The 12,378-nt window shown below is 55.2% G+C and carries 12 protein-coding genes; 11 read left to right on the forward strand and 1 reads right to left on the reverse strand.

Translation table 11 applies throughout. The features are described from left to right. Nucleotides 1-51: 51 nt before the first annotated feature. Nucleotides 52-1,770 carry a ShlB/FhaC/HecB family hemolysin secretion/activation protein gene (locus tag E2L00_RS03595; protein WP_167607092.1) on the forward strand — a complete coding sequence of 573 codons (1,719 nt, stop codon included), beginning with the start codon at nucleotides 52-54 and terminating at the stop codon, nucleotides 1,768-1,770. A 38-nt stretch (nucleotides 1,771-1,808) separates the two neighbouring features. On the opposite strand, the gene E2L00_RS03600 is transcribed toward E2L00_RS03595, so the two are convergent. Beyond that, nucleotides 1,809-2,849 (reverse strand): oxidoreductase, encoded by a 1,041-nt coding sequence (locus tag E2L00_RS03600; RefSeq protein ID WP_167607095.1) that lies wholly within the window; start codon nucleotides 2,847-2,849, stop codon nucleotides 1,809-1,811. Nucleotides 2,850-3,074: 225 nt separating this feature from the next. Between E2L00_RS03600 and E2L00_RS03605 the strand changes: the two genes are divergently transcribed. The 10 genes from E2L00_RS03605 to nth all read left to right on the forward strand — a co-directional run bounded on the left by E2L00_RS03605 (nucleotide 3,075) and on the right by nth (nucleotide 11,840). Continuing rightward, a complete protein-coding gene (locus E2L00_RS03605) occupies nucleotides 3,075-4,475 on the forward strand; it encodes a GH1 family beta-glucosidase (protein WP_167607098.1) in 1,401 nt (466 codons plus the stop codon). A 193-nt stretch (nucleotides 4,476-4,668) separates the two neighbouring features. Further along, complete coding sequence (ydgT, locus tag E2L00_RS03610; RefSeq protein WP_167607101.1) at nucleotides 4,669-4,884, forward strand: transcription modulator YdgT; 216 nt, start codon at nucleotides 4,669-4,671, stop codon at nucleotides 4,882-4,884. Between the two features lie 99 nt (nucleotides 4,885-4,983). Next, a complete protein-coding gene (locus tag E2L00_RS03615) occupies nucleotides 4,984-5,424 on the forward strand; it encodes a DUF2569 domain-containing protein (protein WP_167607104.1) in 441 nt (146 codons plus the stop codon). Between the two features lie 75 nt (nucleotides 5,425-5,499). Continuing rightward, nucleotides 5,500-6,081 carry an electron transport complex subunit RsxA gene (gene rsxA / locus E2L00_RS03620; RefSeq protein WP_167607107.1) on the forward strand — a complete coding sequence of 194 codons (582 nt, stop codon included), beginning with the start codon at nucleotides 5,500-5,502 and terminating at the stop codon, nucleotides 6,079-6,081. Further along, on the forward strand, nucleotides 6,081-6,659 hold the full coding sequence (gene rsxB / locus E2L00_RS03625; RefSeq protein ID WP_167607110.1) for an electron transport complex subunit RsxB: 579 nt from the start codon (nucleotides 6,081-6,083) through the stop codon (nucleotides 6,657-6,659). The genes rsxA and rsxB overlap by 1 nt, the downstream gene beginning before the upstream one ends. Continuing rightward, a complete protein-coding gene (gene rsxC / locus E2L00_RS03630) occupies nucleotides 6,652-8,823 on the forward strand; it encodes an electron transport complex subunit RsxC (protein WP_167607112.1) in 2,172 nt (723 codons plus the stop codon). Before rsxB ends, rsxC begins: the two co-directional genes overlap by 8 nt. Beyond that, nucleotides 8,824-9,876: an electron transport complex subunit RsxD gene (rsxD, locus tag E2L00_RS03635; RefSeq protein ID WP_167607114.1), complete on the forward strand. Its 1,053-nt coding sequence runs from the start codon at nucleotides 8,824-8,826 to the stop codon at nucleotides 9,874-9,876. It abuts the gene before it with no gap. A gap of 9 nt (nucleotides 9,877-9,885) precedes the next feature. Further along, nucleotides 9,886-10,512 (forward strand): electron transport complex subunit RsxG, encoded by a 627-nt coding sequence (rsxG, locus tag E2L00_RS03640; protein ID WP_167607117.1) that lies wholly within the window; start codon nucleotides 9,886-9,888, stop codon nucleotides 10,510-10,512. After that, nucleotides 10,509-11,195, forward strand: coding sequence for an electron transport complex subunit E (locus E2L00_RS03645; RefSeq protein WP_167607121.1), 687 nt, complete (start codon nucleotides 10,509-10,511; stop codon nucleotides 11,193-11,195). Before rsxG ends, E2L00_RS03645 begins: the two co-directional genes overlap by 4 nt. A 9-nt stretch (nucleotides 11,196-11,204) precedes the next feature. Next, nucleotides 11,205-11,840 carry an endonuclease III gene (nth, locus tag E2L00_RS03650; RefSeq protein WP_167607124.1) on the forward strand — a complete coding sequence of 212 codons (636 nt, stop codon included), beginning with the start codon at nucleotides 11,205-11,207 and terminating at the stop codon, nucleotides 11,838-11,840. Nucleotides 11,841-12,378: the final 538 nt, after the last annotated feature.

Here is a 12,378-nt window from a genome sequence, read left to right on the forward strand (position 1 = left end):
CGTAACGGCGGGAGCATGCTTTTGTCCGAGTGCGTGATAAAGGATTTGACGATGAATCATGGAATTAGCGCCGTGCTGCTCTATGTTGCAGCTTTGGGCGTTAGCTATGCTGACAGGGCACCAACGCTTATCGATCCTGAAAACCCGGCCAGACCTTCACGGAATATCCCAAACGAGCCGAACGCGGAGCACGCAGAACCCCAGGTCACTATTGCTGCCCCACAAACTAACCTGACGCCACAAACGCTCGTCACGGTGAAGCATATCCAGTTCATCGGCGGTACACGTTATGCTCTGCCGAGCCTGGTCGCCCCTTTTCGTCCCCTGGTTGGCAAGAAGGTGGCGCTTGCAGAAATTATCGCCCTGACAAATTCCATCACCGAACGCTACAGGCAGGACGGCTATCCTCTTTCATATGCTTTTTTACCGCGTGAGAATTTTCAACATGACACGGTACGCATCGTGCTGGTCGAGGGCTATATCGCCCACAGCGATATTAAGAGTGACAACAAACATACCGGCCTGCGCCTGAGCCGTCTTGCACAACGCATGATGGCGGAAAAACCGCTCCGGCAGGCAACCTTCGATCGCTACAGCTTGCTGATGGCCCGCACGCCCGCAACGCAGGTTGAGGCAAACGCCAGCTTACCCGATAATATTTATGGCGCAGCCACCATGCAGGTTGAGGCTAAACAGCCGCACATCTGGGATCTCTCCTCAACCGTGGATTTCCGTAAGGGGCAAAATCTTGCGCTGGTCAATGGGACGCTGAGCAATCTGACCGGCTATGGCGATCAGCTCGGTCTGGCCACGCTCATCCCGCTAGACAAAGAGACGCGCAAAACTTACTTCGGCACAAACTACCAGCAGTATCTGACCGATAATGGCCTGCTGTTGCAGCTTAAAGGCAGCTTTTATCGGGAAGATCCTCGCGATTATACCCCGCTGCTCTACCTGCCGCAGGGCGTTTCCATCGATGCCCGGCAGAAAGCGACGCAGTACACCGGCGGAATGGCGCTGAGTTATCCGCTGATGCTGGAGCGAAAAAAACAGCTGAGCGTCAATGCCGGGCTGGATTATGTCGATAAGCGCAATGATTACCTTCTGCGGGCGCAGGGTTTTGGCAATACGCTTGATTTGCCTTCGGTGCACCAGCACGCGCGTTATCCGGCAGCAGAATTCTCCGTCAACGGTTATCGCGAATTTGATACCGCAAGCTTAGGTTCGCGCCTGACGTTACGTCAGGGGATTGATGCGTTTGGCGCGGACGCTTCGCCCGCACAGGGAACCGATCTTAACTTTACCCGCTGGAAGGGAAACGCTGAAGCCGCCTGGATATTTATCAAAAACTGGCGGCTAAGCGCTTCGCTGGAAGGCGACTGGTCAGATAACGATCTGCCGGAGGCCGAGCGTGTCACCTTCGGCGCGCAACGCTTTGGACGTGGCTATCCGGACGGTGAAGCAAGCGGCGATTACGGTTATGGTGGGCAACTTGAGCTGCGCTATCTTCACGCGCGTAAAGAAGCGCAATGGCTGAAAAGCGTTCAGCCTTATGTCCTGCTGGACGGCGCGCAGACGTGGTTTAATCAGCAAGGTTATCGACACCAGCGGCTGGCATCCGCCGCTGCGGGCGTGATGCTGGGCGACGATAAACATTATACGGTGGCCGTTGAAGGCGCCCGCCCTCTGGCCGACAGGCCGAGCGACAGCAATAAGCGTGACTGGCGTTTTAGCCTGACGTTTACCTACAATTTTAATAACCTGCGCTAAAATCTGACCCTCGTCCTGGCCGGACGAGGGTCAGTCGGTTAAGCCAGATTCAGCGTCGCGCGCTTTTTCGCCGACTCAATGCCCAGCTCAATCAGTTCCATTACCTGAATCGCCTGCGCGGCCGGGACCGGATTTTCACCGTGGCCCGTCAACACATCGCGAATCGCGGCGTAGTAAGCCGGATAATTGCCCGGAACGGTCAGCAGCGTTTGTTCCACCATTACCTCTCCCTGCGCAAGGGTCAGCACGCCGTCACGCATATCGTAGCCCCAGTCTTCCTGCGGCAGACGCTCGCCTGACTTTAGCCGATCTTCCTGCGGATCGAGGCCATATTTAACGTAGCTGCCACGGGTGCCGTGCACGATGTAACGCGCAGATTCTGCGGCGGCCAGCAGCGAACCATGCAGCACCACGCGGCGTTGCGGGTAGGCCAGCACGGCGTGGAAATAATCCGTTGCCTGGGCGCCCGGACGAAGCTGAGCCAGATCGACGGTTAAGCTCACCGGCAGGCCGAAGAGATTAAGGGCCTGGTCGATAAGATGCGGCCCCAGATCGTACCAGATACCGCTGCCGACGCCCGCCTGCTCGCGCCAGCGGTTACGCACCTGCGGACGGAAGCGGTCGTAATGCGATTCGAACAAGGCGACTTCGCCCAGCGTGCCGTCAGCAAGCAGGGCCTTCAGCGTCAGAAAATCGCTGTCCCAGCGGCGGTTATGGAAGACGGACAGCAGCAGGCCGCGGCTTTTCGCCAGCGCATCCAGTTCGCGCGCCTGTGACAACGTCACGGTGAACGGCTTATCGACCACCACATGCTTGCCCGCCAGCAGCGCCGCCTTCGCCAGCGGGAAGTGGGTATCGTTGGGGGTAGGAACCACAATGAGATCGATATCAGGATCGTTAAACAGATGATGCGGGTCGGAAACAACAGGCATGGCCGGCCAGTCCGCATGGACTTTAGATTCGTCGCTGCTGGATACCGCCGCAAGCTCCATCCCCGGCGTGCCAACGATGAGTGGCGCATGGAAAGTCTTACTGGCATAACCGTAGCCGATTAGTCCGACACGAATATTATCACTCATTTATATTCCTCACTTTTATGGGCGCTCCCATTTGATACCATCCATTTGCGTGTAACAACAGGTTGTTTAATTGTTGCCTGCTGGTGGGATACTTGCCAGGCGCTGCGGACGAGAAAGCAAAAGTGATTCGCTTCGCAAATATGAAACCGGTTTCGGAAACCGGTTGCAGCCTTTCGCCGGGCTTGCCTACACTGCCAGGGTCGAGTCAACTCAAGGAGCGTAGTCATGTCAGCTTTTCCGCAACACTTTCTTTGGGGTGCCGCAACCGCGGCGTATCAGGTTGAGGGCGGTCACGATGTCGATGGCAAAGGCCCGTCAATCTGGGATGTCTTTGCCCATCAGCCCGGCACCACTTACCAGGGCACCAACGGCGATGTCGCCGTCGATCACTATCACCGCTTCCGTGAAGACGTAGCTTTAATGGCCGAACAGGGATTACAGAGCTACCGATTTTCTCTTTCCTGGCCACGCCTGTTCCCACAGGGGCGCGGTGAAATCAACGAAGCCGGAGTGAAGTTCTACAGCGATTTAATAGATTGCCTGGTCGAAAACAATATTGAACCGATGATCACCCTTTATCACTGGGATCTGCCGCAGGCTTTACAGGATGAAGGCGGCTGGGAAAACAGAGCCACCGCAGAGGCCTTCGTTGACTATGCCCGCCTGTGCTATGCCCGTTTTGGCGACCGCGTGAAGCTCTGGTCAACGTTTAACGAAACCGTGGTATTCATTGGACACGGCTATATCACCGGCAGCCACCCGCCTTCGGTGCGCGATCCCGCCCGCGCTATTCAGGCCTGTCACCATGTGTTTGTTGCCCATGCCGCGGCGGTTAAAGCGTTTCGCGCAAGTCAGGTTGCCGGGACAATTGGCTTTGTGAATGTCTTACAAACCCATACGCCGTTAACCCATTCCCCGGCAGATAAGCAGGCCGCAGCGCTGGCCGACGGGATCTGGACCCACTGGCTGTACGATCCGGTATTAAAAGGCGAATACCCTGCTGAGCTGTTAGCTAAAACGCAGGCGCTCTGGAACGTGCCGCAATTTGCCACAGGCGATGAGGCGCTGCTTAAAGAAAATATCTGCGACTTTATCGGGCTTAACTATTACAAACGCGAAACCGTGGCTGCCAACGATCGGCAAACGCATTTGCAGGCCAATCACAGCGGCGAGCGTAATAGCGGCCATGAATTTGGCTTTAAGGATTTATTTAAATTTGTCCGTAATCCCACCGGCGTATATACCGACTGGGACTGGGAAATTTACCCGCAGGGATTAACCGAAGGTATTTTGCAGATCAAAGCGCGCTATGGCGATATTCCGCTGTATATCACCGAAAATGGTCTTGGCGCTAAAGACCCCGTTATCGACGGCGAAGTTGTTGACGACCCGCGCATCGACTATTTAAAAATACACATCGACGCTATTGAAGCCGCCATGCAGCAAGGCGCCGACGTGCGGGGCTACTATCCCTGGTCGTTTATCGATTTGCTAAGCTGGCTCAACGGTTACCAGAAGCAGTACGGCTTTGTTTACGTTGACCATCAAAACGGCCTTGCGCGCAAACGTAAGAAAAGTTTCTTCTGGTATCAGGCGCTGATAGCCAGCCGCGGTGAAAAGAGATAATAACTAACCGGTTAAGTCAGGCGGTTTAACATCGCCTGATTTATTTTTCCGTTCCGCGCGACGAAAAGTCCTAAATAAGCGCACGAGCGTTAAATACGCTAAAGAAAATGCCCGCCCTGCGTTTATTATTTGGTCAAAGCAAACGGCATAGTTTGTAAACCAGAAACTCTTTTAAGCAGGGACACTTACCCCAATGACAGCGCAAGACTATTTAATTAAGTTCAGAAAAATTGCCACTCTGGAAAGTCTGGAAAAACTGTTCGATCACCTCAATTACAGCCTCACCGATAACCACGACATCATAAATATGTATCGCGCAGCCGATCATCGCCGCGCCGAACTGGTGTCAGGTGGCCGTCTCTTTGACCTCGGCTGCGTGCCGAAGTCCATATGGCGTTACGTTGTGTAACCGCTTACGGGTAGCATTACGCGTAAAAAGTCTTATAATCCTCCCGCCTTATGTCACACATAAGAAACGCACTTCGTTATTTTGCATCCGGGAGGCTGTATGACTATCACGCAAGCACCGCGTATTGCAGGCTGGCTTATCGCTCCTCTCGCCTGGCTTCTGTTGACCTTGTTCAGCAGTTCCATCGCGCTGGTCATCTATTTGATGATGCTTATCTCTCCTGAAAGCCAGCGCTTAATGCATGCGCAGGGGCACAATATGGTGCTGTTCTGGTACTTCTCGATAGCCTGCGCCATTGCCATGTGGGGCTATACCGTCTGGCTGACCCTGGCTTTTTTCAAACGCCGCAAAAAAGCCGTGCGTCATTATATTCTCTGGCTCCTGATTTCGGTGCTGCTGGCCCTTAAAGCCTTTGCTTTCTCCCCGGTCAGCGACGAGCTTGCCCTGCGCCAGCTTTTGTTCCCACTGCTTGCAGCTTCCTTACTGGTGCCTTACCTCAGGCGTTCGCAGCGCGTGAAGCAAACTTTTGTTAATCCGTAATCATTCTTAAATATCCTGTTGTCGTCGCTTATTTTTTCGCCGATAATGGACGGCTTTTTTGTTTCAGGTTAGAAAATGACAGATTATTTGCTGCTCTTTGTTGGTACGGTGCTGGTCAATAACTTCGTATTGGTGAAGTTTCTGGGGCTGTGTCCGTTTATGGGCGTTTCCAAAAAACTGGAGACGGCTATCGGCATGGGGCTTGCGACCACCTTCGTATTAACGCTGGCCTCCATTTGCGCCTGGATTATTAATGACCTGATCCTGATCCCGCTGGATTTGGTCTATCTGCGCACCCTTGCTTTTATTCTGGTTATCGCCGTCGTGGTGCAGTTCACCGAAATGGTGGTCAGAAAAACCAGCCCGGCGCTCTATCGCTTACTAGGGATATTTTTACCGCTTATCACCACCAACTGCGCGGTGCTGGGCGTGGCGCTGTTAAACGTCAATCTCGGCCATAATTTTCTACAGTCTGCGTTGTATGGTTTCTCCGCAGCGATTGGGTTTTCGCTGGTGATGGTGCTGTTCGCGGCAATTCGTGAACGTCTCGCCGTCTCCGACGTGCCGGCCCCGTTTAAAGGTAATGCTATTGCCCTGATTACCGCCGGTTTAATGTCTCTGGCCTTTATGGGCTTTAGCGGGCTGGTGAAGTTCTGATGAGTACCGTATTGATTGCTGTTATTGCGATTACCCTGATGGGCCTGGCCTTTGGTCTGATCCTGGGGTATGCCTCGCGCCGGTTCGCCGTTGAAGAAGACCCCATTGTCGAGAAAATCGAAGAATTGCTGCCGCAGAGCCAGTGCGGGCAATGTGGTTATCCCGGCTGCCGTCCGTATGCCGAGGCGGTGGGAAATAACGGCGCAAATATAAATCTCTGCGCCCCCGGCGGCGAGGCGGTGATGCAAAAAATAGCTACCCTGCTGAACGTCGATCCACAGCCTATCGAAGGCGATGAGGCGGCGCTCGCTCCCGTGCGCATGCTGGCGGTGATTGACGAAGCCAACTGCATCGGCTGCACGAAATGCATCCAGGCCTGCCCGGTCGATGCCATCGTGGGCGCAACGCGTGCCATGCATACCGTAATGAGCGACCTTTGCACCGGCTGCAATCTGTGTGTGGACCCTTGCCCGACAAGCTGTATCGATCTTGTCCCGGTCGCCACCACCACTGAAAGCTGGAAATGGGATCTCCAGACCATTCCGGTACGTAATATTCCGGTGGAGCAACATGCTTAATTTCTTAAAACGGTTTAATAAAAACAGAATCTGGGACTTCGGCGGCGGCATTCATCCACCGGAGATGAAAAGCCAGTCCAACGGCACACCGTTGCGCCAGGTTCCCTTACCTAAACAGCTTGTGCTTCCTCTCAAACAGCATATCGGCGCTGAGGGTGAGCTGTGCGTGAAAGCGGGCGACGTTGTATTGCGTGGCCAGCCGCTGACCAAAGGACGTGGCAGAATGCTGCCGGTTCATGCGCCAACCTCAGGTACCGTTACGGCGATAGCCCCGCACAGTACGGCGCACCCTTCTGCGCTTGCTGAGCTGAGCGTCATTATCGACGCCGACGGTGAAGACGCCTGGATTGACCGGGACGGCTGGGCTGACTACCGCTGCCGCAGCCGTGGAGACTTAATCGAACGTATTCATCAGTTCGGCGTTGCGGGTCTGGGCGGCGCAGGTTTCCCGACCGGCAATAAGCTGCTGGGCGGCGGCGATAAAATCGATACGCTGATTATTAACGCCGCCGAGTGCGAGCCATACATCACAGCGGACGATCGTCTGATGCAGGACTGCGCCGCGCAGGTTGTCGAAGGCATTCGCATTCTTGCCCACATTCTGCAACCGCAGCGTGTGTTAATCGGTATTGAAGATAATAAGCCGCAGGCAATTTCTATGCTGCGCGCGGTGCTGGCCGATACCCACGATATTCAGCTACGCGTGGTGCCAACCAAATATCCGTCAGGCGGCGCGAAGCAGCTTACGCAAATCCTCACGGGGAAACAGGTTCCACACGGCGGGCGCTCTTCAGATATCGGCGTGCTGATGCAGAACGTCGGTACGGCTTATGCGGTAAAACGCGCGATTATTGACGGCGAGCCGCTGACCGAGCGCGTGGTGACCTTAACGGGTGAAGCCGTTGCTCAGCCGGGTAACGTCTGGGCGCGTCTGGGTACGCCGGTTCGCCATCTGTTAGATTTCGCCGGTTTTCGACCAGCCCACGACCAGCAGGTGATTATGGGCGGCCCGCTGATGGGCTTTAGCCTGCCCTGGCTTGACGTGCCGGTGGTGAAAATCACCAACTGCCTGCTGGCCCCTTCGGCAAACGAAATGGGCGAAGCACAGGAAGAACAGAGCTGCATTCGCTGTAGCGCCTGTGCGGACGCCTGCCCGGCGGATCTGCTTCCGCAGCAGCTGTACTGGTTCAGTAAAGGTCAGCAGCACGACAAGGCCACCGCGCACAATCTTAAAGACTGTATAGAGTGCGGGGCCTGCGCTTACGTGTGTCCAAGTAACATTCCGCTGGTGCAATATTTCCGTCAGGAAAAAGCGGAGATCCGCGAGATTACGCTGGAAGCGAAACGTACAGCAGAAGCCAAAGTACGCTTCGAAGCGCGCCAGGCCCGTCTTGAACGTGAAAAAGCTGCGCGCCTTGAGCGCCATAAGCAGGCGGCGGTTCAGCCCACGGCCAAAGATAACGATGCGATTCAGGCCGCGCTTGCCCGCGTGAAAAGCAAGAAAGCCGACAGCAGCGAACCGATTATTGTACAAGCCGGAAGCAAGCCGGATAACAGCGAGACGATCGCCGCACGCGAAGCCCGTAAAGCCCAGGCGCGCGCGAAACAGGCTGAAAAAGCGCAGCAGGCGCAAGCCGCTGAAACGGTAACTGCCGATCCGCGCAAAGCCGCCGTCGAGGCCGCTATCGCCCGCGCTAAGGCGCGTAAGGCTGCTCAGGCAAACGATGCGCCAGCCGAAGAAGCTGTGCCCGCCGAGCCGGTTGACCCGCGCAAGGCCGCCGTCGAAGCCGCTATCGCCCGTGCTAAGGCACGTAAGGCTGCTCAGGCAAACGGTGCGCCAGCCGAAGAAGCTGTGCCCGCCGAGCCGGTTGACCCGCGCAAGGCCGCCGTCGAGGCCGCTATCGCCCGCGCTAAGGCGCGTAAGGCTGCTCAGGCAAACGGTACGCCAGCGAAAGAAGCTGTGCCCGCCGAGCCGGTTGACCCGCGTAAAGCCGCCGTCGAAGCCGCTATCGCCCGCGCTAAGGCGCGTAAGGCTGCTCAACAGGAAAAAGCCAGCGAGGCAGATTCCACAGAAGAACAAGACCCAAGAAAAGCGGCTGTCGCTGCGGCCATCGCCCGCGTACAGGCACGTAAAGCCGCTCAGCAAATGGTGCCAGAGGATTAAATGGTTTTTAAAATCGCAAGCTCTCCCTATACCCATAACCAGCGCAGCACCGCAAGGATCATGCTGCTGGTATGCTGTGCCGCCTTGCCGGGTATCGCGGCGCTGTGCTTCTGGTTTGGCTGGGGCAGCCTGATTCAGATTATGCTTGGCATTCTTAGCGCGGTTGCTGCCGAAGCGCTGGTGGTAACGCTGCGCAAACAGTCGCTGCGTCTGACGCTTGGTGATAATTCAGCCGCGCTGACCGGCCTGTTGTTGGGGATCAGTATTCCCCCTCTCGCCCCGTGGTGGATGGTGATTCTCGGGACAGTTTTTGCGGTGATTATCGCAAAACAACTTTATGGCGGACTGGGGCATAACCCGTTTAACCCGGCGATGATTGGCTATGTTGTTCTGCTGATTGCCTTTCCGGTGCAAATGACCTCGTGGCTGCCGCCGCAGTCTATTGCCGCGACGATCCCGGGCCTCGCTGATGTCCTGCATGTTATCTTCACCGGCAGCACGGCGGCAGGCGATACCATGACGCAACTGCGCATCGGGGTGGACGGTATAAGCCAGGCTACGCCGCTCGATACCTTCAAAACGGGTATTCGCGCGGGTCGTTCGGCTGCGGATTTGCTCAATAGCCCCATTTATAGCGGCGTACTGGCCGGGCCTGGCTGGCAGTGGATTAACGTGGCGTTTATGGCGGGCGGCTTGTTCCTGCTGTGGCGCGGCACTATTCGCTGGCATATTCCGGTCAGTTTCCTGCTGACGCTGACTGTCTGTGCGACTCTCGGCTGGGTATTCTCACCGGAGAAATGCGTTTCGCCTGTTATTCACCTTTTCTCGGGCGCGACGATGTTTGGCGCCTTCTTTATTCTTACCGATCCGGTTACCGCCTCGACAACCAACCGTGGACGTTTGCTCTTTGGCGCGCTGGCAGGCCTGCTGGTGTGGCTGATTCGGACCTGGGGCGGTTATCCCGATGGGGTAGCTTTCGCGGTGCTGCTGGCGAATATCACCGTGCCACTGATTGATTATTACACCCGCCCACGCGTCTACGGCCATCGTTAAGGAATCGTCATGCTAAAAACAATGCAAAAACATGGCGTTACGCTGGCTATTTTCGCCGCTCTGGCCACCGGACTGACGGCGGTAGTCAACGAGCTGACGAAACCGACTATCGCTCGCCAGGCTGCGCTGCAGCAAAAATTATTGTTCGATCAGGTTTTGCCTGCCGACATGTATGACAACGACATCCAGCAGAGCTGTGTTCTTGTCAGCGATCCGCAGCTCGGCGCGGGCGACCGCCGTGTGTACGTTGCACGCAAGGGCGATGAACCGGTGGCCGTGGTGATGGAAGCAACCGCTCCCGACGGCTATTCCGGGGCTATCCAGCTGCTGGTCGGCGCAGATTTCAAAGGAAAAGTGCTGGGCACCCGCGTTACTGAACATCATGAGACGCCGGGCCTTGGCGATAAAATTGAGCTCCGCCTGAGCGACTGGATAACCCACTTCTCTGGTAAAACCATTCAGGGTAAAGATGACGCAACCTGGGCGGTGAAGAAAGACGGCGGGCAGTTCGATCAGTTTACCGGCGCAACCATTACGCCGCGTGCGGTAGTCAACGCGGTCAAACGCGCGGGGCTTTTCGCCCAAACGCTACCGCCGCGTCTGGCACAACTATCCTCCTGTGGAGCGCAGCCATGAGTGATGTAAAAGATATTCTGGTGCAGGGCCTGTGGAAGAATAACTCGGCCCTCGTTCAGCTGCTGGGGCTTTGCCCACTGCTTGCCGTTACCTCTACGGCGACCAATGCGCTGGGTCTGGGGCTGGCAACAACGCTGGTGCTCACCTTAACTAACGCCGCCGTTTCCGCCCTGCGCCGTTGGGTGCCCTCTGAGATCCGTATCCCTGTTTACGTGATGATTATCGCCTCGGTGGTCAGCACCGTACAGATGCTTATTAACGCGTACGCGTTTGGGCTGTATCAGTCGCTTGGCATCTTTATCCCGCTGATTGTCACCAACTGCATCGTGATCGGGCGCGCGGAAGCTTTTGCCGCAAAAAGTAGCGTGCCGCTGGCCGCCCTGGACGGCTTTGCCATTGGCCTGGGCGCTACCAGTGCGATGTTCGTGCTGGGCTCGTTGCGTGAAATTATCGGTAACGGCACGCTGTTTGATGGCGCGGATAGTCTGCTCGGCAGCTGGGCAAAAGTGCTGCGCATCGAGGTTTTTCACACGGACACTCCTTTCCTGCTGGCTATGTTGCCGCCGGGCGCCTTTATTGGCCTCGGTCTAATGCTGGCGGTAAAATACCTCATTGATGAAAAGATGAAGGCTCGTCGCGCCGCTAAGAACGTGGCGGTGAAAGGAAATGCAGAGCAAGCATAAGGAAGCACAATGAATAAAGCTAAGCGGCTGGAAATCCTCACGCGTCTGCGTGATGCCAATCCTCATCCCACCACTGAATTACAGTTCAGCTCTCCTTTCGAGCTGTTGATTGCCGTACTGCTTTCCGCGCAGGCAACGGATGTCAGCGTTAATAAGGCTACTGCAAAGCTTTATCCGCTGGCTAACACGCCGCAGGCGATGCTCGATTTAGGGGTGGAAGGCGTGAAGGCTCACATCAAAACCATCGGCCTGTTTAACAGCAAAGCGGAAAACGTGATTAAAACCTGCCGCATGCTGCTGGAGCTTCACCATGGTGAAGTGCCGGAAGATCGTGCGGCGCTGGAAGCCCTTCCGGGCGTAGGCCGCAAAACCGCCAACGTGGTGCTAAATACCGCTTTCGGTTGGCCGACTATCGCCGTGGATACCCATATTTTCCGCGTCTGTAACCGCACGAACTTTGCCCCAGGCAAAAACGTTGAGCTGGTGGAAGAAAAACTGCTCAGCGTCGTTCCCGCAGCATTTAAAGTTGACTGCCACCACTGGTTGATTTTGCATGGCCGTTATACTTGTGTAGCCCGCAAGCCGCGCTGTGGCTCATGTATCATTGAAGATCTGTGCGAATACAAAGATAAGACCGAATTTTGATCCCTGCCTCTGCGTCAGGAAATTGACGGCTTATAGCCTTATGTTTACTGCACCGCCGCAAACAGGCCTGATAACAAAGGATTGTTCCGCTAAACACGCCAGCAACCGCTGCATCCTGTGGTGATTAACCGTCTCACCAGGTTAATCATTTTTTTACGATAAGAATTTTCTATAAATTTGTGATCTTGATCACTCTGATAACACGCTGTTAAATTTTGGTCTTTTTAGCGGCGATAATGCATGGCGATTGTTATTTATACGAGATCTGCACCAATACATTAGACTGGATGTTTATCAACGACTGGTCCATATCACTGCAATATCACCTTAACAGCAGGACATATCTCTGAAGAGGATGATTTTGCCTGCTGTAAAAAACATTTGCTCGGTAAAGGATGGATTATTGAAATTTAACGCTGAATAACAATTCATTCTCAGGCGCATTATTCCGCTGAGGATATATGTAACAGATTATTGCAAACCCCTTGCCTCATGCTGCCAGATAGTGAACATTACCCGCCGTTTCCCCCTCCGTTAA

It is taken from the genome of Cedecea colo, assembly GCF_011808225.1.
Taxonomy (GTDB): Bacteria; Pseudomonadota; Gammaproteobacteria; order Enterobacterales; family Enterobacteriaceae; genus Dryocola; species Dryocola colo.